The 20,604-nt window shown below is 71.1% G+C and carries 16 protein-coding genes; 7 read left to right on the top strand and 9 right to left on the bottom strand.

The genetic code is table 11. From position 1 onward, the window contains the following. Window positions 1–73 precede the first annotated feature (73 nt). The 3 genes from MQP27_RS04735 to MQP27_RS04725 form a co-directional block, all read right to left on the bottom strand. Window positions 74–1,537 carry a glutamate synthase subunit beta gene (locus MQP27_RS04735; protein WP_242761179.1) on the bottom strand — a complete coding sequence of 488 codons (1,464 nt, stop codon included), beginning with the start codon at window positions 1,535–1,537 and terminating at the stop codon, window positions 74–76. Then, complete coding sequence (gene gltB, locus MQP27_RS04730) at window positions 1,530–6,122, bottom strand: glutamate synthase large subunit (protein ID WP_242761177.1); 4,593 nt, start codon at window positions 6,120–6,122, stop codon at window positions 1,530–1,532. Before gltB ends, MQP27_RS04735 begins: the two co-directional genes overlap by 8 nt. A gap of 371 nt (window positions 6,123–6,493) precedes the next feature. Then, window positions 6,494–7,225: a VIT1/CCC1 transporter family protein gene (locus MQP27_RS04725; RefSeq protein WP_242761176.1), complete on the bottom strand. Its 732-nt coding sequence runs from the start codon at window positions 7,223–7,225 to the stop codon at window positions 6,494–6,496. Between the two features lie 252 nt (window positions 7,226–7,477). On the opposite strand from MQP27_RS04725, the gene MQP27_RS04720 reads away from it, so the two are divergent. From MQP27_RS04720 to MQP27_RS04690, 7 genes are read left to right on the top strand one after another with little or no spacing between them, the layout of a single operon-like run. Further along, a complete protein-coding gene (locus MQP27_RS04720) occupies window positions 7,478–8,491 on the top strand; it encodes an ADP-ribosylglycohydrolase family protein (protein WP_242761174.1) in 1,014 nt (337 codons plus the stop codon). After that, window positions 8,488–9,762, top strand: a complete 1,275-nt coding sequence (locus tag MQP27_RS04715; protein ID WP_242761172.1) for an ADP-ribosylglycohydrolase family protein — start codon at window positions 8,488–8,490, stop codon at window positions 9,760–9,762. Before MQP27_RS04720 ends, MQP27_RS04715 begins: the two co-directional genes overlap by 4 nt. A gap of 8 nt (window positions 9,763–9,770) precedes the next feature. Continuing rightward, window positions 9,771–10,949 carry an ADP-ribosylglycohydrolase family protein gene (locus MQP27_RS04710; RefSeq protein WP_242761170.1) on the top strand — a complete coding sequence of 393 codons (1,179 nt, stop codon included), beginning with the start codon at window positions 9,771–9,773 and terminating at the stop codon, window positions 10,947–10,949. Beyond that, window positions 10,937–12,301, top strand: a complete 1,365-nt coding sequence (locus MQP27_RS04705; RefSeq protein WP_242761163.1) for an ADP-ribosylglycohydrolase family protein — start codon at window positions 10,937–10,939, stop codon at window positions 12,299–12,301. The genes MQP27_RS04710 and MQP27_RS04705 overlap by 13 nt, the downstream gene beginning before the upstream one ends. After that, window positions 12,298–13,191, top strand: a complete 894-nt coding sequence (gene rbsK, locus MQP27_RS04700; RefSeq protein ID WP_242761161.1) for a ribokinase — start codon at window positions 12,298–12,300, stop codon at window positions 13,189–13,191. Before MQP27_RS04705 ends, rbsK begins: the two co-directional genes overlap by 4 nt. Then, window positions 13,188–14,399 (top strand): CaiB/BaiF CoA transferase family protein, encoded by a 1,212-nt coding sequence (locus MQP27_RS04695; protein WP_242761159.1) that lies wholly within the window; start codon window positions 13,188–13,190, stop codon window positions 14,397–14,399. Before rbsK ends, MQP27_RS04695 begins: the two co-directional genes overlap by 4 nt. Beyond that, window positions 14,396–15,226, top strand: a complete 831-nt coding sequence (locus MQP27_RS04690; RefSeq protein WP_242761157.1) for an HpcH/HpaI aldolase/citrate lyase family protein — start codon at window positions 14,396–14,398, stop codon at window positions 15,224–15,226. The genes MQP27_RS04695 and MQP27_RS04690 overlap by 4 nt, the downstream gene beginning before the upstream one ends. A gap of 91 nt (window positions 15,227–15,317) precedes the next feature. Here MQP27_RS04690 and lgt read toward each other — a convergent pair whose 3' ends face one another. From lgt to trpC, 6 genes are all read right to left on the bottom strand, one after another. Continuing rightward, entirely contained in the window at window positions 15,318–16,265 is a 948-nt protein-coding gene (lgt, locus tag MQP27_RS04685; protein ID WP_242761155.1) for a prolipoprotein diacylglyceryl transferase, read from the bottom strand. A gap of 103 nt (window positions 16,266–16,368) precedes the next feature. Next, window positions 16,369–17,145: a DsbA family protein gene (locus MQP27_RS04680; RefSeq protein ID WP_242761140.1), complete on the bottom strand. Its 777-nt coding sequence runs from the start codon at window positions 17,143–17,145 to the stop codon at window positions 16,369–16,371. A 110-nt stretch (window positions 17,146–17,255) separates the two neighbouring features. Beyond that, window positions 17,256–18,074, bottom strand: a complete 819-nt coding sequence (trpA, locus tag MQP27_RS04675; protein WP_242761133.1) for a tryptophan synthase subunit alpha — start codon at window positions 18,072–18,074, stop codon at window positions 17,256–17,258. Then, window positions 18,071–19,354 (bottom strand): tryptophan synthase subunit beta, encoded by a 1,284-nt coding sequence (trpB, locus tag MQP27_RS04670; protein ID WP_242761125.1) that lies wholly within the window; start codon window positions 19,352–19,354, stop codon window positions 18,071–18,073. Before trpB ends, trpA begins: the two co-directional genes overlap by 4 nt. A 105-nt stretch (window positions 19,355–19,459) precedes the next feature. Continuing rightward, window positions 19,460–19,615: a tryptophan biosynthesis modulator TrpM gene (trpM, locus tag MQP27_RS51590; RefSeq protein WP_372511132.1), complete on the bottom strand. Its 156-nt coding sequence runs from the start codon at window positions 19,613–19,615 to the stop codon at window positions 19,460–19,462. Between the two features lie 33 nt (window positions 19,616–19,648). Next, window positions 19,649–20,458, bottom strand: coding sequence for an indole-3-glycerol phosphate synthase TrpC (trpC, locus tag MQP27_RS04665; protein WP_242761123.1), 810 nt, complete (start codon window positions 20,456–20,458; stop codon window positions 19,649–19,651). Window positions 20,459–20,604: the final 146 nt, after the last annotated feature.

Genomic DNA, 20,604 nt, shown 5'->3' with positions numbered 1-20,604 from the left:
GCGCCTGCCCAGAGTCCGGTCGGGGACTGGGCAGGCGCCATCAGTGTTCCGTACGCCTTTGTACGGGACGTCTCTAGACCATCAGGGCGCGGTCCGTCGGGCGGATCGGTGCCGGCAGGTCGCTCGCTCCGGTCAGGAAGCGGTCGGTGCCGCGGGCGGCCGAGCGGCCCTCGGCGATCGCCCACACGATGAGCGACTGGCCGCGGCCCGCGTCACCGGCAACGAAGACACCGGGGACGTTGGTCTGGAAGTCGGCGTCGCGGGCGATGTTGCCGCGCTCGTCGAGCTCCAGGCCGAACTGCTCGACCAGGCCGTTCTCCCGGTCGGTGCCGGTGAAGCCCATGGCGAGGGTGACCAGCTGGGCGGGGATCTTGCGCTCCGTGCCCGGCTTCGGGGTCAGCTTGCCGTCGACGAACTCGACCTCGGTGAGGTGCAGCCACTGGACGTTGCCGTCCTCGTCGCCCTCGAAGTGGGTGGTGGAGACGGAGTAGACCCGCTCGCCGCCCTCCTCGTGCGCGGACGTCACCTTGTAGAGCATCGGGAAGGTCGGCCACGGCTGGGAGACCGGGTTCCGCTCGTCACCCGGCCGGGGCATGATCTCCAGCTGCGTGACGGAGGCCGCGCCCTGGCGGTGGGCGGTGCCCACGCAGTCGGCGCCGGTGTCGCCACCGCCGATGACCACGACGTGCTTGCCCTCGGCCGAGACCGGGGAGACGACGTAGTCGCCCTCCTGGACCTTGTTCGACAGGGGCAGGTACTCCATCGCCTGGTAGATGCCCTTCAACTCCCGCCCCGGGACCGGGAGATCACGGGCGGTGGTGGCACCGGCGGCGATGACGATCGCGTCGTACCGCTTCTTCAGGTCGGTCGCCTTGAGGTCGCGGCCGATCTCGATCCCGGTACGGAAGCGGGTGCCCTCCGCGCGCATCTGCTCGATACGGCGGTTGATGTGCCGCTTCTCCATCTTGAACTCGGGGATGCCGTACCGCAGCAGGCCGCCGATGCGGTCGGCACGCTCGTACACGGCGACGGTGTGGCCGGCCCGGGTGAGCTGCTGGGCGGCGGCCAGGCCCGCGGGGCCCGAGCCGATGACGGCGACCGTCTTGCCCGACAGGCGCTCGGGGATCTGCGGCGCGACGTCGCCGGTCTCCCACGCCTTGTCGATGATGGACACCTCGACGTTCTTGATGGTGACGGCAGGCTGGTTGATGCCCAGCACGCACGCCGACTCGCAGGGAGCCGGGCACAACCGCCCCGTGAACTCGGGGAAGTTGTTGGTCGCGTGCAGCCGCTCGGAGGCGGCGGACCAGTCCTCGCGGTAGGCGTAGTCGTTCCACTCGGGGATCAGGTTCCCCAGCGGACAGCCGTTGTGGCAGAACGGGATGCCGCAGTCCATGCAGCGGCTGGCCTGCTTGCTGATGATCGGCAGCAGGGAGCCGGGGACGTAGACCTCGTTCCAGTCCTTCAGACGCTCGCCGACGGGACGGGACTTGGCGACCTCGCGGCCGTGGTTCAGGAAGCCCTTCGGGTCAGCCATTGATCGCCGCCTCCATCATCTTCTCGGTGATCTCGGACTCGGAGAGTCCCGCCTGCTCGGCGGCGTCCTTGGCGGCGAGCACTGCCTTGTACGTGCTGGGGATGATCTTGCTGAAGCGCTCCACGGCGGTGTCCCACTCGGCCAGGAGCTTCTCGGCGACCGTGGAGCCGGTCTCCTCCTGGTGACGGCGCACCACGTCGTGCAGCCACTGCTTGTCGGCGTCGTCGAGGGCCTCGATGGCGCTGACGTTGCCGACGTTGACGTTGTCGACGTTCAGGTCGATCACGTACGCGATGCCACCGGACATGCCGGCCGCGAAGTTGCGGCCCGTCTCGCCGAGGATCACCGCACGGCCGCCGGTCATGTACTCGCAGCCGTGGTCGCCCACGCCCTCGGAGACGACCGTGGCACCGGAGTTGCGGACACAGAACCGCTCGCCCGTACGACCGCGCAGGTACAGCTCGCCACCGGTGGCGCCGTACGCGATGGTGTTGCCGCCGATCGTCGAGTACTCGGCGAGGTGGTCGGCGCCCCGGTCGGGACGGACGATCACCCGGCCGCCGGAGAGGCCCTTGCCGACGTAGTCGTTGGCGTCGCCCTCCAGGCGCAGCGTGACACCGCGCGGCAGGAAGGCGCCGAAGGACTGGCCCGCGGAGCCGGTGAAGGTGATGTCGATGGTGTCGTCGGGCAGGCCCGCGCCACCGAACTTCTTCGTCACCTCGTGGCCGAGCATGGTGCCGACCGTGCGGTTGATGTTGCGGATCGCGACCTGGGCGCGCACCGGCTGGGCGTCGGTCGCGGAGTCGGCGGCGAGGGCGTCGGCGGCGAGCTTGATCAGCTCGTTGTCGAGCGCCTTCTCCAGGCCGTGGTCCTGGGCGATGACCTGGTGGCGAACCGCGCCCTCGGGCAGCGCCGGCACGTGGAACAGCGGCTCCAGGTTCAGGCCCTGTGCCTTCCAGTGGTCGACGGCACGCGTGACGTCGAGCGCCTCGGCGTGGCCGACGGCCTCCTCGATGGTGCGGAAGCCCAGCTCGGCGAGGATCTCGCGGACCTCCTGGGCGATGTACTGGAAGAAGTTGACGACGTACTCGGCCTTGCCGGAGAACCGGTCCCTGAGGGTCGGGTTCTGGGTGGCGATGCCGACCGGGCAGGTGTCCAGGTGGCAGACGCGCATCATGACGCAGCCGGAGACGACGAGCGGCGCGGTCGCGAAACCGAACTCCTCGGCGCCGAGCAGCGCGGCGATGACGACGTCCCGGCCGGTCTTCAGCTGGCCGTCGGTCTGGACGACGATGCGGTCGCGCAGGCCGTTGAGCAGCAGAGTCTGCTGGGTCTCGGCGAGACCGAGCTCCCAGGGGCCACCGGCGTGCTTGAGCGACGTCAGCGGGGAGGCACCCGTACCACCGTCGTGACCGGAGATGAGCACGACGTCCGCGTGCGCCTTGGACACACCGGCCGCGACCGTGCCGACGCCGACCTCGGAGACCAGCTTGACGTGAATCCGCGCCTGCGGGTTCGCGTTCTTCAGGTCGTGGATCAGCTGGGCCAGGTCCTCGATGGAGTAGATGTCGTGGTGCGGCGGCGGCGAGATCAGACCGACACCCGGCGTCGAGTGACGCGTCTTGGCCACCCACGGGTACACCTTGTGGCCGGGCAGCTGGCCGCCCTCGCCGGGCTTGGCGCCCTGGGCCATCTTGATCTGGATGTCGTCCGCGTTGACGAGGTATTCGCTCGTCACACCGAAGCGGCCGGAGGCGACCTGCTTGATGGCGCTGCGCCGGGCCGGGTCGTAGAGCCGGTCCGGGTCCTCGCCGCCCTCACCGGTGTTGGACTTGCCGCCCAGCTGGTTCATGGCGATGGCGAGCGTCTCGTGCGCCTCGCGCGAGATGGAGCCGTACGACATGGCGCCGGTGGAGAAGCGCTTGACGATCTCGGAGACCGGCTCGACCTCGTCGATGGAGATCGAGGGACGGTCGCTCTTGAAGCCGAAGAGCCCGCGGAGCGTCATGAGTCGCTCGGACTGCTCGTTCACGCGCTCGGTGTACTTCTTGAAGATGTCGTAGCGGCCGGTGCGCGTGGAGTGCTGGAGGCGGAAGACCGTCTCCGGGTCGAACAGGTGCGGCTCGCCCTCGCGACGCCACTGGTACTCGCCGCCTATCTCCAGGGCGCGGTGGGCCGGCGCGATGCCGGAGGCCGGGTACGCCTTGGCGTGGCGGGCGGCGACCTCCTTGGCGATGACGTCGATGCCGACGCCGCCGATCTTGGTGGCCGTGCCGTTGAAGTACTTCTCGACGAAGGCCTCGTCGAGACCGACGGCCTCGAAGACCTGGGCGCCGCGGTAGGAGGCGACAGTCGAGATGCCCATCTTGGACATGACCTTCAGGACGCCCTTGCCGAGGGCGTAGATCAGGTTGCGGATGGCCTGCTCGGCCTCGATGTCCGAGAGGAAGGTGCCGGCGCGGACCAGGTCCTCGACGGACTCCATCGCCAGGTACGGGTTGACGGCCGCGGCGCCGAAGCCGATGAGCAGGGCGACGTGGTGGACCTCGCGGACGTCGCCGGCCTCGACCAGCAGGCCCACGTGGGTGCGCTGCTTGGTGCGGATGAGGTGGTGGTGGACGGCCGCGGTGAGCAGCAGCGACGGGATCGGCGCGTGCTCGGCGTCGGAGTGGCGGTCCGACAGGACGATCAGGCGGGCGCCGTTCTCGATGGCCGCGTCGGCCTCGGCGCAGATCTCGTCGATGCGCGCGGCGAGGGCGTCACCGCCGCCGGAGACCCGGTACAGGCCGGACAGGGTCGCGGCCTTGAAGCCGGGCATGTCGCCGTCGGCGTTGATGTGGATGAGCTTGGCCAGCTCGTCGTTGTCGATGACCGGGAAGGGCAGGGTGACGCTGCGGCACGAAGCGGCCGTCGGCTCCAGGAGGTTGCTCGCGGGGCCGAGGGACGAGCGCAGGGAGGTGACGAGCTCTTCCCGGATCGCGTCCAGCGGCGGGTTGGTGACCTGCGCGAACAGCTGGGTGAAGTAGTCGAAGAGCAGCCGCGGGCGGCTGGAGAGCGCGGCGATCGGCGAGTCCGTACCCATCGAACCGATCGGCTCGGCACCGGCCTTGGCCATCGGCGCGAGGATGACGCGCAGCTCCTCCTCGGTGTAACCGAAGGTCTGCTGGCGGCGGGTGACCGAGGCGTGGGTGTGCACGATGTGCTCGCGCTCGGGCAGGTCGGAGAGCTCGATCTCCCCGGCCTCCAGCCACTCGGCGTACGGGTGCTCGGCGGCGAGCTGGGCCTTGATCTCGTCGTCCTCGATGATGCGGTGCTCGACCGTGTCGACGAGGAACATGCGGCCCGGCTGGAGCCGGCCCTTGCGGACGACCTTGGCGGGGTCGATGTCGAGGACGCCGACCTCGGAGCCGAGGACGACGAGGCCGTCGTCGGTGACCCAGTAGCGGCCGGGACGCAGACCGTTGCGGTCGAGGACCGCGCCGACCTGCTTGCCGTCGGTGAAGGTGACGCAGGCCGGGCCGTCCCAGGGCTCCATCATCGTGGAGTGGAAGTTGTAGAAGGCGCGGCGGGCCGGGTCCATGGAGTCGTGGTTCTCCCACGCCTCCGGGATCATCATCAGCACGGAGTGCGGCAGCGAACGCCCGCCCAGGTGCAGGAGTTCGAGCACCTCGTCGAAGGACGCCGAGTCGGAGGCCTCCGGCGTACAGATCGGGAAGAGCCGCTCCAGACCCTTGTCCCCGAACAGGTCGGAGACCAGCTGCGATTCACGCGCGGCCATCCAGTTGCGGTTGCCCTTGACGGTGTTGATCTCACCGTTGTGCGCGACGAAGCGGTACGGGTGCGCGAGCGGCCACGACGGGAAGGTGTTCGTGGAGAAGCGCGAGTGGACCAGGGCGACGGCCGAGGCGAAGCGGCGGTCGGAGAGGTCCGGGAAGAAGGGCTCCAGCTGGCCGGTGGTCAGCATGCCCTTGTAGACGATGGTGCGCGCGGAGAGCGACGGGAAGTAGACCCCGACCTCGCGCTCGGCGCGCTTGCGCAGCGCGAAGGCCTTGCGGTCGAGCGCGATGTCCTTGCTGACGCCGTCCGTGACGAAGACCTGCCGGAAGGCGGGCATCGTCGAACGCGCGGTGGCACCGAGCAGCTCGGGGGCGACCGGAACCTCACGCCAGCCGAGAACCGTCAGGCCCTCGTCGTCGGCGATCGTCTCGATCCGTGAGACGGCGTCCTCGATGCCGTCCTCCGGCAGGAAGGCGATACCGACCGCGTAACCGCCCGCCTCGGGCAGCTCGAATCCGGCCACCTCGCGGAAGAACGCGTCGGGAACCTGGGAGAGGATGCCGGCGCCGTCGCCGGAGTCGGGCTCGGAGCCGGTGGCGCCGCGGTGCTCGAGGTTGCGCAGCACCGTGAGGGCCTGCTCGACCAGGGTGTGGGACGCCTCGCCGGTGAGGGTGGCGACGAAACCGACGCCGCACGCGTCGCGTTCGTTGCGGGGGTCGTACATACCCTGCGCAGCAGGGCGAGCATCCATGAAGGACCAGTTCTGGCCATTCGCGGAATGCTGGGACGGCTGGCGCGGCGTACGCATCGGCTCTCCCGTCGTCGTCTCAAGTGGCATATGCAGATTGCCGAGGGACGACGTTGGCCCTCTGCTGAGTGCAAAATTTCGTGCAGGTTACATGATGGAGCGGTTCTCGGGAACCGGGATATTCCGTTCCAACATGCGGACACCGCGCGGCTGCAGCGCGGGTGCCGCGCCTGCGGTGGAAGCTATGGGGACCGAGCGGGACAGATCGATGTCCGTCGGTCCGAAAGACGGGGAGGGCTACGTCGCCCTTCCCGAGGGTGCGCGGCAGGCACCATTGCCCACAGCGCTTACGGCTCATGCCCCGTGGTCATGCATCCGAAACCAGCGAGTAACGGCTACTTATGCGGCCCAACGCATAACTCGTAGCCGACTCATCCTACGGCCGTTCCGAACAAACTGCCCAGGGCGTACGTCACACCGGCCGCCGCGCCGCCCAGCGCGAGCTGCCGCAACCCGCTGAACCACCAGGTCCGCGCGGTCACCCTGGCCACCACCGCACCGCACGCGAACAGCCCGATCAGCGCGAGCAGCAGGGCCGGCCACAGCACGGTCGCACCGAGCAGATACGGCAGTACGGGAAGCAGCGCGCCCAGCGCGAAGGAGCCGAAGGAGGACACGGCGGCGACGAGCGGCGAGGGCAGGTCGCCCGGGTCGATACCGAGCTCCTCACGCGCGTGTATCTCCAGCGCCTGCTCGGGATCGCGCGACAGCTGCCGGGCGACCTCCCGAGCCAGCCCCGCCTCGACGCCCCGGGCCTCGTACAACGCGGCCAGCTCGGCCTCTTCGTCCAGCGGATGCTTCCGCAGCTCCCTGCGCTCCACGTCCAGCTCGGCCTCGACGAGCTCGCGCTGCGAGGCGACGGAGGTGTACTCCCCGGCGGCCATGGAGAAGGCGCCCGCGGCAAGCCCGGCGAGCCCGGTCAGCACGATGGTGTGCTGCCCCACGGCCCCGCCGGCGACACCGGTCATCAGCGCCAGGTTGGACACGAGCCCGTCCATGGCACCGAACACGGCAGGCCGCAGCCACCCACCGTTGACATCGCGGTGGGTGTGGTTGTCACGGTGCGCCTCGTGAAGCGCGGCCTCGGTCTCGATGATCGCCATGTTGCGGGCCCCCAGGGAAGCTAAGCCAAAGCTAACTTTGGACAAGTTCTAATTCTCAACAACGCCGAAGGTACGCCACCGCATTCCCGCCCGCCAGCAAGGAAAGGCTGGGCTAACCTGCGGTTTCACGACTGACCGCTCATCCGAAGTTGCTCTTGCACATATGTCGACCGGGTGACATGAGGCATTCGGAGGCTGAGGTCAACCGCCGATGGTGGGAAACATCCGGGAACGTCTCCGGAGAGGCCGCACATGTCATCGATCACCTGCGTCCCCACGGTCCCGTCGTCAGGGAACACCGCCGAACTCCGCGAACGGGCCCGTGGCGCACTGCTGGGCCTGGCGGTGGGCGATGCCCTCGGGGCTCCCGCCGAGAACATGAAACCGTCGGAGATCCGCTCCCGCTGGGGCCGCATCACGGGCTACGTGACGGACACCCCGGCCGGTACGGACGACACGGAGTACGCGATCTTCTCGGGCCTGCTCCTCGCCCGCCACGGCTCGGCGCTCACCCCCGCGCATGTGGAGGCGGCCTGGCACGAGTGGATCGCGGACCGCGACGAGGGCCCCTTCCGGGGCGCGGGCTTCAGTGAACGCGGCACGCTGGAGAACCTCCGCCGGGGTCTCGCGGCCCCCATCTCGGCCCAGCACCGCCACGCCTGGAGCGACGGACTGGCGATGCGGGCGGCCCCCTTCGGCGTCTTCGCGGCGGGCCGCCCCGCCGAAGCGGCCCGCCTGGCGGCGATCGACGGCTCGGTGAGCCACGAGGGCGAGGGCATCTACGGCGGCCAGGCGGTGGCGGCGGGAGTGGCGGCGGCGATGGCGGGCGCCCCGACGATCGCGGTGGTCGCCTCCGCTCTCGCGGTCATCCCGGACGACTCCTGGACGGCCCGCTCCCTGCGCCGCGCGGTGGCGGTGGCGCACCGGGGCGAACGAGCGGTGCGCTCGGCGGTCGTGATCGGCGGCTACCCCTGGACGGACCTGGCCCCCGAGGCGGTGGCCCTGGCCTTCGGCGCATACGCGGCAGCGGACGGCGACTTCCGGGAAGCGGTGCTGACTGCGGTCAACATGGGCCGAGACGCGGACACGACGGCGGCGGTGGCGGGAGCACTGTCCGGCGCGACACAGGGCGCGTCCGCAATCCCGAGCGAGTGGGCATCCCCCATCGCCCCGGCCCGGGGAACCTGCCTACCGGCGATGGCGGGCCATCACGTACTTGAGGTGGCGGACCTGCTGGTACCGGGGCCGGAGGAGATGACGCCATGACACCGCCGAGCCCGTGGGACGAGGGAACGGTCAAGGCGAAGCCGTACGAACCCGCGGCCGCCGACGGCGAACAGGCCCCGCAGGGGCCACCCGCACCCGACCACGAAAGTCGCACGGGTGGTGCGGGTGGGAACACAAAGGCCGAAGGCGAAGCCGAGGCCAGTAGAACCGTCGGCCTCCTGCTGGGCCTCGCCGCAGGCGACGCCGCCGGCTGGCCCGCCGCCCGCCACAGAGCATCCCGCATGCCCGACTGGACCCGCCGCCTCACCCGCGAACTCGACACCTTCGCCGAACACAACGCAACCACCACCCTCCCCGTCCCCATCGCCCTCAACCAACCCCCCGACCCCCTCCGCCTCGGCCCCTCCGACGACGCCGAATGGGCAGCCTTCGCCGCAGAAGCCCTCCTCAGAGCCGGCGACGACACAGCCCTCGGCGACCTCACCAGAACCCGCCGCACAAGAGCCGCGATCGACCTCACCTGGAACGCCCTCGCCGCAGAAGTCGCCGCAGCAGCAGGCCGCGCCCCCGAGATCGAGTCCGCCGTACTCCCCCTCCGCGCCCGCATCTCCGTCCGAGCCGGCCTCGGCAATCTCGCCACCGGCCTCCGCCCACCCGCCACCGGCCACGACAACCCCCACTACTTCGACGACGCCGCCTGCATCCGCGCCTGCGTCCTCGCCGTCGCCCACCCCGGCAACCCCCAACTCGCCGCAGACCTCGCCGAGTTCGACGCCCGCTACACCCAGGACGGCGACGGAGTCCACGGCGCGAGAGCGATGGCCGCCGCCGTCTCCCTCGCCCTGACCGGCGCGGACGTACACACAGCCGTGGCCGCCGCCCTCACCGAACTCCCCGAGTCCACCGAGATCGGCCGCAACGCCCGCCACGCCCTCCACCTGGCCCAGGAGTCCGACTCCGCGTTCGCCCTGATCCCCCTCCTGGAACACCAGATCGTCGACCACGTCTACAGCTACGGCATCGCGGCCGCCGAAACCGTCCCGGTGGCCCTGGCCCTGACCACGGCCTCCAAGGGCCGTATCGCCGAAGCCGTACCCGCCGCCGCCTGCCTCTCCCGCGTCGCCGACTCGGCCCCCGCCCTGGCCGGCGCCCTCACCGGCGCGCTCGGCGGCGGCGACGCGATCCCCCCGTCCTGGCGGAACGCCTGCCGCACCCTCTCCGGCTGCGCCCTCCCCCGCCTCACCGGCACCGACCTGGTGGAACTCGCCGAACACCTGGAAGCCGCACAACCAACCCCGCCGGGTGGATGATTCGGCACATGAAGCCCGAACGAACAGAAATCCAACACCAAATCAGCTTGGAGACCCGCATCACCGGAGCCCTCGTGGGCGCCGCGGTCGGCGACGCCCTCGGCGGCCCGGTCGAGGGATACTCCCCCACGCAGATCCTCGAACGCCACGGCGGCCGGATCCACGGCATCGTCGGCCCCTGGCACGGCGACGCCTGGCGCACGGCCCGCCCCCTGGCCCCGTACCACAAGGGCGACGGCCACGTCACCGACGACACCTTGATGGCCCATGCGCTGGTACGGGTCTACGCGACCGTCCGCGACCACCTGGACGCCTACGCGATCGCCGAACACCTGGTCCCCGACCTCATGACCAACCCCCGCTGGATCCCGGAACTGGAGTCGGAGGCCCTCCCCCTCCACCGCGTCTTCCTCGCGGAGAAGTGGCTGGTCACCCGTCTCCACTACGCCCACGCCGACCCCCGAGAGGCAGGCGTCGGCAACATCGTCAACTGCGGCGCGGCGATGTACATGGCCCCGGTCGGCCTCGTCAACGCGGCCGATCCCAGGGCCGCCTACGCCGAGGCACTGGACATCGCGGGAGCCCACCAGTCGTCGTACGGCCGTGAGGCGGCGGCCGTGTTCGCGGCGGCGGTGGCCGCGGCCGCCACCCCCGGCGCCACCCCGGACTCGGTCGTCACCACGGCCCTCTCGCTGGCCAAGGACGGCACCCGCACGGCGATCGAGCAGGTCTGTGAAGTGGCCTCCCGCCACACGGACTTCGAGTCGGCCCTCGAACCGCTCCGCGCGGCGGTCGCCCCCTTCGACACGGTCGGCCCCGACTACCGCGCCCCCTCTCTCGGCGCCCGTCGCCCCTCCCGCCTCCACTCGATCGAGGAACTCCCCATCGCCCTGGGCATGTTGCTGCTGTCCGGCGGTGACTACCGCCACGCGGTCCTGGGCTCGGTCAACTACGGCCGCGACTGCGACTCGATCGCCACGATGGCAGGCGCCCTCTCCGGCGCCTTGGGCTCCACGGTCCCGGAGAGCTGGTCCAAGCCGGTCTCCGAGGCCAGCCGCCTGGACCTGTGGGAACCGGCGACGACCCTCACCGCCGTAGCCCGCGAGATCTTCGAACGGGACGTGAGCCGCCGCAGAGCGCACGAGTCGGCGTTCACGGAACTCGGAGGCGGCAGATGCTCCGACTGACGTGGGTGCAGCCCGAGGACCTGGTCGGCCACGAGCTGCGCCAGGCGGCCCTGGACGGCCGTGAACCGGCGGCGATCGCCGCGCGTTGGAGGGCGGCGGGCGGCAGGGAGGCCCCGCTGCGGGCGGGGTCGTCGGCAGATCCGTGCTCCCGGTACCTGCGGCTGCTCGCCGAGGACCTGCTGGACGAACTGGCCGACCTGCCCAGCAGGTTGGCGGACCTGGAGCCGACGCACCTCGCCGATCTCAAGGCCCGCTGCCCCGAGTGGCCCACGCCGTCCGCGCCCACGCGGCCCGCCACCCACGCGAGCCTGGAAGCCGCCTGGCTGGGCCGGGCCGCGGGCTGCCTCCTGGGCAAGCCCGTCGAGAAACTGCCCCTCCAGGCCATCCGCGACCTCGCCGAGTCCACCGGCAACTGGCCCCTCACCACCTACTTCACCGCCAAGGGAGTCCCCCGGGACCTCCTCTCCGCCCACCCCTGGAACCGCCGTTCAGCCCCCACCTCCCTCGCCGAGAACATCGACGGCATGCCCGAGGACGACGACCTCAACTACCCCCTCCTCAACCTGCTCCTGCTCCAGCGCCACGGCAGGGACTTCACCCCCGCCGACGTGGCGAAGGTCTGGCTCGACGAGCTCCCGGCCGGCCGCACCTTCACCGCCGAACGCATCGCCTACCGCAACCTCCTCACCGGCATCGAACCCCCGCACACCGCCCGCCACCGCAACCCCTTCCGCGAATGGATCGGCGCCCTGATCCGCGCCGACATCCACGGCTGGACCAACCCCGGCAACCCGGCCGCCGCCGCGGAACAGGCCCACAGGGACGCCACCCTCACCCACACCGCGAACGGCGTCTACGCGGCGATGTTCACGGCCGCCACCATCGCGACCGCGGCGACCGGCACCCACGACGTCCACACCTGCCTCGGCACCGGCCTCACCGTGATCCCGCCCCGCTCCCGGCTGGCCGAGGCGATTCGCCACGCCATCCAACTGGCCCACGAGAACCGGGACTTCGACACGGTCGTGGACCAACTCCACGCCACCTACGCCGACACCCACCACTGGGTCCACGCCATCCCCAACACCGCCCTGATCGCCGCCGCCCTCACCCACGCGAACGGCGACTTCACCGGCTCCATCTCCCGCGCGGTGGGCGGCGGTTGGGACACCGACTCCAACGGCGCCACGGCCGGCGGCATCGCCGCCCTCCTCACCGGCGACCCGGCGGCCCTCCCCGACCACTGGACCGCCCCCCTCAAGAACCGACTCGCCACCTCCGTAGGCGACTTCAACGGCATCGGCTTCGACACCCTCGCCCACCTCACCCACCGGGAGGCATCCCGCCCATGACCCACATCGTCGTACTGGGCAGCACCAACATGGATCTGGTCGCGTACGTGGCGAAGGCCCCGCGGCGCGGAGAGACGGTGACGGGACGGGAGTTCCGTACGATCCCCGGCGGCAAGGGCGCCAACCAGGCGATCGCCGCGGCTCGCGCGGGCGCCACCGTGTCGATGATCGGCGCCGTCGGCACCGACGCCTACGGCCCCGAGCTCCGCTCCACGCTCGAACACTCCGGCGTCGACACCGACCTGCTGCGCACCATCGAGGGCCCCTCCGGCACCGCCCACATCGTCGTCGACGACGAGGGCGGCAACGCGATCGTGGTGATCCCCGGCGCGAACGGCACCGTCGACCACCTCGCCCCCGGCGACGAGGGCCTGATCGCCTCGGCCGACGCCCTGCTGCTCCAGCTGGAGATCCCGATGCCGGCGGTCGTGGCAGGCGCCCGAGCGGCCCGCGCGCACGGTGTCCGTACGGTCCTCACCCCGGCCCCCGTCCAACCGCTCCCGCCCGAACTCCTCACCGCCACCGACCTGTTGGTGGCCAACGAGTACGAGGCGATCACCCTCACCGGCCGCACCGACGCGGTCGACGCGGCCGGCGCGCTGCTGGAGAGCGTCCCGGCAGTGGTCGTCACGCTCGGCGCCGCGGGCAGCCTCTACCTGGCCCGTGGCGCCGAACCGCTCGCCGTCCCGGCCCCGCAGGTCACCGCCGTGGACTCCACCGGCGCGGGCGACACCTTCGTCGGCGCGCTGGCCGTGGCCCTGGGCGCCGAGCGCCCGATCCGCGAGGCCCTGCGCTGGGCCGCCGCCGCGGCCGCCCTCTCCGTCCAGCGCCCCGGCGCCTCCGCGTCGATGCCGTACCGCTCCGAGATCGAGGCGCAGTACACCTCATGACCACGACTCCCCGACCCCACGGCACTCCCCCGCTCACCGGCCTGCGCGTCCTCGACCTCGCCACCCTCTTCGCCGGCCCGCTCGCCGCCACCATGCTCGGCGACTTCGGCGCGGAGGTCGTCAAGGTCGAGCACCCGACGAAGCCAGACCCGTCCCGCGGCCACGGCCCCTCCAAGGACGGCATCGGCCTGTGGTGGAAGCTCCTCGGCCGCAACAAGCGCACGATCACCCTCGACCTGTCCAGACCCGGCGGCCGCGCCACCCTGCTCCAACTGGCCGCCACCGCCGACGTGTTGATCGAGAACTTCCGCCCCGGAACCCTGGAGAAGTGGGACCTCGGCTGGCCCGAGCTGTCCGCCGCCAACCCGCGGCTGGTGCTCGCCCGCGTCACCGGCTTCGGCCAGTTCGGCCCGTACGCCCACCGCCCCGGCTTCGGCACCCTCGCCGAGGCGATGAGCGGCTTCGCCGCGATCACCGGCGAGCCGGACGCCCCGCCGACCCTCCCGCCCTTCGGCCTCGCCGACTCGATCGCCGGCCTGGCCACCGCGTACGCCGTCATGACCGCGCTCGCGGCCCGCGACCGCACCGGCGAGGGCCAGGTCGTGGACATGGCGATCATCGAGCCGATCCTGACCGTCCTCGGCCCCCAGCCGACCTGGTACGACCAGCTCGGTTACGTCCAGCAGCGCACCGGCAACCGCTCCGCCAACAACGCCCCGCGCGGCACCTACCTCACCGCCGACGGCAAGTGGGTCGCCGTCTCCACCTCCGCCCAGTCGATCGCGGAACGCGTGATGCACCTGGTGGGGCGCCCGGAGCTGATCGACGAGCCCTGGTTCGCGACCGGCGCCGACCGCGCCGCGCACGCCGACGTCCTCGACCGGGCGGTCGGCGACTGGATCGCCGCCCGCCCCCGCACCGAGGTGCTCGCGGCCTTCGAGAAGGCGGAGGCGGCGGTGGCTCCGATCCAGGACGTACGGGACGTGCTGGCCGACCCGCAGTACCAGGCCCTCGACACGGTCACGACCCTCGACGACCCCGAACTGGGCCCCCTCCGCATGCAGAACGTCCTCTTCCGGCTCTCCGCGACCCCCGGCGCGATCCGCTGGGCGGGCCGCCCGCACGGCGCGGACACGGAGGCGGTGCTGACCGAACTGGGCCTGACCGAGGCCGAGTTGACGGCCCTGCGCGAGGAGGGCGCGGTATGAGATGCACACCCCTCACCTGGCTGTACGCACCCGGCGACCGCCCGCATGTCGTGGCCAAGGCGCTGGCCGCCGGCGCCGACGTCGTGATCGTCGACCTGGAGGACGCGGTCGCCCCCGAGCGCAAGGACTACGCCCGCGAGGCCACGGCCGACCTGCTCTCGGACCCCCAGCCGGTCCCGGTCCACGTCCGCGTGAACGCCCTCGACGGCCCCCTGGCCGCCAAGGACCTGCAGTCGATCGCCACCCTCCCGGGCCTCTCCGGCCTGCGCCTGCCGAAGGTGACGTCCCCGTCCCAGATCACCCGCATCGCGGGACGAACGACCCCCGCGGCCGACGGCGCCCCCGCCCTGTACGCCCTCCTGGAATCCGCCCTCGGCATCGAACACGCCTACGCGATCGCCACGGCCCACCCGTCCCTGCACGGCATCTCGCTCGGTGAGACGGACCTCCGGGCCGACCTGGGTGTACAGGAGGACGCGGGCCTGGACTGGTCCCGCTCCCGAGTGGTCGTCGCCGCGAGAGCGGCAGCCCTGCCGCCACCGCCCCAGTCGGTCCACCCCGACATCCGCGACCTGGAGGGCCTGGCCGCGTCGTGCGCCCACGGCCGCGCCCTGGGCTTCCTGGGCCGCGCCGCGATCCACCCGCGCCAGCTCCCCGTCATCGAACGGGCCTACCTCCCCACGGCCCGAGAGATCGAGGAGGCGGAAACCATCGTGAAGGCGGCGACAACGGAACATGGCGCCCAGGCCCTGTCGGACGGCACCTTCATCGACGCGGCGGTGGTAACGGCGGCCCACCGCACCTTGTCACTGGCCAACCGCCGCTGATTTCATTTCTTTTCCCGCCGCAACGGCGAGAACCACGACGGCGGGTCCCGGCGGTGCCGAACCCGCCGAAACCCGCCGTCGATTCATCCCGTCAACTCTTCTTGGCCGACTCGGCCTCGTCCTTGTCGTCGGCGTCGTCCTTCACGGCTTCCTCAGCGGACTCCGCTTCCTTCGCGTCAGCGTCGTCGGCCTCGGCGTCGGCCTCGGTGTCACCGTCGGAGACCCCCGGCTCGACCACGGTCTCCCGCCCCGGCCGCTTCTTCGCCGACACCACGATGTACGTGACGGCGAGCAGGAACACGATCAACGCGGTCCAGTCGTTCAGCCGCAGCCCGAGGATGTGGTGCGCGTCGTCGACCCGCATGTACTCGATCCAGGCCCGCCCCACGCAGTACGCCGCGACATACAGCGCGAACGCCCGCCCGTGCCCCAGCGTGAACCGCCGGTCGGCCCAGATGACGAGCAGCGCGACGCCGATGCACCACAGGGACTCGTACAGGAAGGTCGGGTGGTAGTACCCCGGCACCCGCCCGTCCGCGGACGACGTGATGTGCAGCGCCCAGGGGACGTCCGTCTTCTTGCCGTACAGCTCCTGGTTGAACCAGTTGCCCCACCGCCCGATCGCCTGCGCGAAGGCGATACCGGGTGCGACGGCGTCGGCGTACGCGGGCATCGGGATGCCCCGGCGCCGACAGCCGATCCACGCGCCCAGCGCCCCGAGCGCGATCGCGCCCCAGATGCCGAGGCCGCCCTCCCAGACCTTGAAGGCGTCCACCCAGTCACGGCCCTCGCTGAAGTACAGCTCGTAGTCCGTGATCACGTGGTAGAGCCGGCCGCCGACGAGGCCGAACGGCACCGCCCAGACAGCGATGTCGGCCACCGTGCCGGCCCGCCCGCCACGGGCGATCCAGCGCCTGTTGCCGAGCCAGACCGCGACGAAGACGCCGATGATGATGCAGAACGCATAGCCGCGCAGCGGAATGGGGCCGAGGTGGTAGACCCCGTGCGACGGGCTGGGAATGTAGGCAAGTTCTTCCATGGCAGGGTCGACGCTACCGTGCCGGGCCGGGCCGACGGCAGGCGGCCCGGCTACGGGTCCATAACGGGCGGGTGTGAATGGCCCCCGCGCCCCTTACCCCGCGTCACCCCTTGTCGGCCTGCTGCACCAGCTGCTTCAGCTTCGCCGGGGTCATCGTCTGGTCCGCGTAGATGTTCTTGCCGTTGAGGATCACGGTCGGCGTGCCGGTGAAGCCGCCCGCCTTGAACGCGGCGTTCGACTTGTCGACCCAGCTGTCGTGGTTCCCCTTGTTGACACACGTACGGAACGTGGCCGTGTCCAGACCGCTGACCTTGCCCGCCAGCTCGATCAGCTTGCTGTTGCTCGCGAAGGCGTCGTCGGTCTCCTTCGGCTGGTTCTCGTACAGCACGTCGTGGTAGTCGCGGAACTTCCCGGCGTCCTGCGCGCACGCCGCCGCATTGCCCGCGCGCAGCGAGCCGGTGCCGCCGAGGTTGCCGTCGATCAGCCTGACCAGGTGGTACTCGACCCTCATCTGGCTGGAGTCGGTCAGCTCGTGGATCGTCGAGCGGTACGTCGTCTCGAAGGCCTGGCACGCCGGGCAGCGGAAGTCCTCCCAGATCGTGAGCGTCGACTTGGCGCTGTCCTTGCCGACCGGGATCGCCAGGCTGTCCTTGCCCTGCGCCCCGGACGGCGCCACGACCGGGCCCGAGCTCTTGGTGCCCTTGTCCTTGCCGGAGTTGGCCGCGACCACGCCGATCACCGCCGCGAGGCCCAGCACGCAGACGACGCTCGCGCCGACGATCAGCGCCCGCCGCCGCTTCTCCGCGGACTTCTGCTTCTCACGCTCGACCGCCAGCCGCTCGCGGGCGGTGCGCTTTCCTTCACGGTTCTTCTCGCTCACACCCCCAGAACGAACCGGGAAGGCGCACTGCGCCTCCCCGGCCCCAGGTCCACCCATTCGAGTGACCGAATGTTCCGCGGTGTTCCTTTACAGCCGTTCCGTCACAGCCGTTACGCCTGTCCGCGCACGCCCTTCGCCAGCTCGCCCGCGAGTTCGCGGACCGCCTCGACGCCGGCCTTGTCGTCCGGCGCGTCCAGGATCCGCTTGACGAAGGCCGAGCCGACGATCACGCCGTCGGCGAAGCCGGCCACCTCGGCGGCCTGGGCCGCATTGGAGACGCCGAGCCCGACGCAGACGGGCAGGTCGGTGCCGGTGGCCCGGGTCCGCTCGACCAGGTCCTGGGCCTGCGCGCCCACCGACTCGCGGGTACCGGTGACGCCCATGAGCGAGGCGGCGTACACGAAGCCGCTGCCCGCCGCGGTGATCTCGGCGAGCCGCGCGTCCTTGCTGCTGGGCGCCACGACGAAGACGGTCGCGAGGCCGTGCTTCTGCGCGTGCTCCCTCCACAGCGCCGCCTCCTGGACGGGCAGGTCGGGCAGGATGCACCCGGCGCCCCCGGCCTCCGCCAGCTCGGCGGTGAAGCGCTCGACGCCGTAGCGGTCGATGGGGTTCCAGTACGTCATGACCAGGATCGGCTTGCCGGTGGCCTCGTGGGCCTCCTTGACCGTGCGCATGACGTGCGCGATCTTGACGCCGCCGCGCAGGGCGATGTCGTCGGCGGTCTGGATGACGGGGCCGTCGAGGACCGGGTCGCTGTGCGGCAGCCCCACCTCGACCACGTCCGCGCCGCCGTCGAGGGCGGCCTTGATCGCCTCGATGCCGCCGTCCACGGTCGGGAACCCGGCCGGGAGGTAGGCGATGAGCGCGGACCGGCCCTCGGCCTTGGCACCGGCGAGGGTGTCGGACAGCAGCTGAATGTTCCCGCTCACTTGGCGTCCCCCTCGATCTCGGCGACGTCGGCGGCGTCGGCCGCGACCTCGGCGTCGGTGTCGTACAGCCCGAAGTAGCGGGCCGCCGTGTCCATGTCCTTGTCACCACGGCCGGACAGGTTGACGACGATCAGGCCGTCCTTGCCCAGCTCCTTGCCGACCTCCAGGGCCCCGGCCAGCGCGTGCGCGCTCTCGATGGCCGGGATGATGCCCTCGGTGCGCGAGAGCAGGCGCAGGGCCTGCATCGCCGCGTCGTCGGTGACGGCTCGGTACTCGCCGCGGCCGGAGTCCTTGAGGTACGAGTGCTCGGGGCCGATGCCCGGGTAGTCGAGGCCCGCCGAGATCGAGTACGGCTCGGTGATCTGGCCCTCCTCGTCCTGGAGGACGTAGGACCGGGAGCCGTGCAGGATGCCGGGCTCGCCCGTGGTGAGCGTGGCCGCGTGCTCGCCGGTCTCCACGCCGTGGCCCGCGGGCTCGCAGCCGATGAGGCGTACGTCCGCGTCCGGGATGAAGGCGTGGAACAGGCCGATGGCGTTGGAGCCGCCACCGACGCAGGCGATGGCCGCGTCGGGCAGGCGGTCGGCGCGCTCCAGGAGCTGGCGGCGGGCCTCAACACCGATCACGCGGTGGAAGTCGCGGACCATGGCCGGGAAGGGGTGCGGGCCGGCGACCGTACCGAACAGGTAGTGGGTGTGGTCGACGTTGGCGACCCAGTCGCGGAAGGCCTCGTTGATGGCGTCCTTCAGCGTACGGCTGCCGGACTTCACGGCGATGACCTCGGCGCCGAGCATCCGCATCCGGGCCACGTTGAGTGCCTGGCGCTTGGTGTCGATCTCGCCCATGTAGATGGTGCACTCGAGGCCGAAGAGCGCGCAGGCGGTGGCGGTCGCGACGCCGTGCTGGCCGGCGCCGGTCTCGGCGATGACCCTCGTCTTGCCCATGCGCTTGGTGAGCAGGGCCTGGCCGAGGACGTTGTTGATCTTGTGGGAGCCGGTGTGGTTGAGGTCCTCCCGCTTCAGGAAGATCCTCGCGCCGCCGGCGTGCTCGGCGAACCTCGGCACCTCGGTCAGCGCCGACGGGCGGCCGGTGTAGTTGACCAGCAGGTCGTCGAGCTCGCGGGCGAACTCGGGGTCGTGCTTGGCCTTGTCGTACTCGACGGCGACCTCGTCGACGGCGGCGACGAGGGCCTCCGGGATGAACTTGCCGCCGAATGCGCCGAAGTAGCCTTCGGCTGAGGGGACTTGGCCCTCGGGGTCGGGGATGAAGAACTCGCTGGGCATGACTGAACCTCACGGTGAGTTTGGAAAATACCTAGTCGCCGTGGGGGCGGGGTTGTTCGACGGCGAAAAGGCCGTCAGTGGCTTGTCGCGCAGTTCCCCGCGCCCCTAGAGGGCGCGCTGCCATCGACGGCCGTTGACCTGCCCGGGTTCGTCTCCGATGACGTAACGCACCCTGCGACCGTGCACACGGCGTGCCGGGGCGCGGCAGCCGCGAGGACGGCAGCCGCGCGCGAGACGCGCGTACCGATCCGTGGTCGTCATGGTGAGTGTCATCGGGGTCAGCTTACCCAAAGATCAACTGCGGCCGTGGCGAAGAGCGGGATGCTCGCCTGCCGCCACCAGGTCCGAGACCGCGGACTTCGGGTCCTTGCCCGTGACCAGGGACTCGCCCACCAGGACCGCGTCGGCGCCCGCGTTGGCGTAGGCGATGAGGTCGTGGGGGCCGCGGACGCCCGACTCGGCGATCTTGACCAGGTCGTCGGGGATCTCGGGGGCTACGCGCTCGAAGGTGGAGCGGTCGACCTCGAGGGTCTTGAGGTTGCGGGCGTTGACGCCGATGACCTTGGCTCCGGCGTCGACCGCGCGCTCGACCTCGTCCTCGTCGTGGACCTCGACGAGCGGGGTGAGGCCGATGGAGACGGCACGCTCGATGAGGGACTCCAGGGCCGGCTGTTCGAGGGCCGCGACGATCAGCAGGGCGAGGTCGGCGCCGTACGCGCGGGCCTCCCAGAGCTGGTACGACGTGACGATGAAGTCCTTGCGCAGCACCGGGATGTCCACCCGGGCGCGGACGGCCTCCAGGTCGGCCAGCGAGCCGCCGAAGCGGCGCTGCTCGGTGAGGACGGAGATGACGGCCGCGCCGCCCGCCTCGTAGTCCGCGGCGAGGCCGGCCGGGTCGGCGATCGCAGCCAGCGCGCCCTTGGAGGGGCTGGAGCGCTTGACCTCGCAGATGACCTTGACACCTTCGCCGCGCAGGGCAGCCAGTCCGTCCTTGGCCGCGGGAGCCTTCGCCGCGCGCTCCTTGAGCTCGTCGAGGCTGACGCGCGCCTGCCGCTCCGCGAGGTCGGCACGGACTCCGTCGATGATCTCGTCGAGCACACTCACGCGAGCGGCCCCCTTCCAGACGGTTGACTGCTGAAGCTTCTGACCCGCGGGAGAAAACCGATGGTCACTGCGATGGTATCCGGAGGAAGGCGTAGCCCTCGCATCCGGTTGACGCCGGTCCCACTACCTGGACATTCGGCAATTGA

Origin of the sequence: Streptomyces cylindrosporus (assembly GCF_022698165.1) — a bacterium.
Lineage (GTDB): Bacteria > Actinomycetota > Actinomycetes > Streptomycetales > Streptomycetaceae > Streptomyces > Streptomyces cylindrosporus.
Note: the sequence above shows the minus strand (reverse complement) of the source record. Positions and strands in the feature narration are given on the sequence as shown.

What these genes read in the sequence shown, in the direction of transcription:
- MQP27_RS04735 (WP_242761179.1), bottom strand. Translation starts at nt 1,537, where the DNA reads ATGGCTGACCCGAAGGGCTTCCTGAACCACGGCCGCGAGGTCGCCAAG.
- gltB (WP_242761177.1), bottom strand. Translation starts at nt 6,122, where the DNA reads ATGCGTACGCCGCGCCAGCCGTCCCAGCATTCCGCGAATGGCCAGAAC.
- MQP27_RS04725 (WP_242761176.1), bottom strand. Translation starts at nt 7,225, where the DNA reads ATGGCGATCATCGAGACCGAGGCCGCGCTTCACGAGGCGCACCGTGAC.
- MQP27_RS04720 (WP_242761174.1), top strand. Translation starts at nt 7,478, where the DNA reads ATGTCATCGATCACCTGCGTCCCCACGGTCCCGTCGTCAGGGAACACC.
- MQP27_RS04715 (WP_242761172.1), top strand. Translation starts at nt 8,488, where the DNA reads ATGACACCGCCGAGCCCGTGGGACGAGGGAACGGTCAAGGCGAAGCCG.
- MQP27_RS04710 (WP_242761170.1), top strand. Translation starts at nt 9,771, where the DNA reads ATGAAGCCCGAACGAACAGAAATCCAACACCAAATCAGCTTGGAGACC.
- MQP27_RS04705 (WP_242761163.1), top strand. Translation starts at nt 10,937, where the DNA reads ATGCTCCGACTGACGTGGGTGCAGCCCGAGGACCTGGTCGGCCACGAG.
- rbsK (WP_242761161.1), top strand. Translation starts at nt 12,298, where the DNA reads ATGACCCACATCGTCGTACTGGGCAGCACCAACATGGATCTGGTCGCG.
- MQP27_RS04695 (WP_242761159.1), top strand. Translation starts at nt 13,188, where the DNA reads ATGACCACGACTCCCCGACCCCACGGCACTCCCCCGCTCACCGGCCTG.
- MQP27_RS04690 (WP_242761157.1), top strand. Translation starts at nt 14,396, where the DNA reads ATGAGATGCACACCCCTCACCTGGCTGTACGCACCCGGCGACCGCCCG.
- lgt (WP_242761155.1), bottom strand. Translation starts at nt 16,265, where the DNA reads ATGGAAGAACTTGCCTACATTCCCAGCCCGTCGCACGGGGTCTACCAC.
- trpB (WP_242761125.1), bottom strand. Translation starts at nt 19,354, where the DNA reads ATGCCCAGCGAGTTCTTCATCCCCGACCCCGAGGGCCAAGTCCCCTCA.
- trpM (WP_372511132.1), bottom strand. Translation starts at nt 19,615, where the DNA reads ATGACGACCACGGATCGGTACGCGCGTCTCGCGCGCGGCTGCCGTCCT.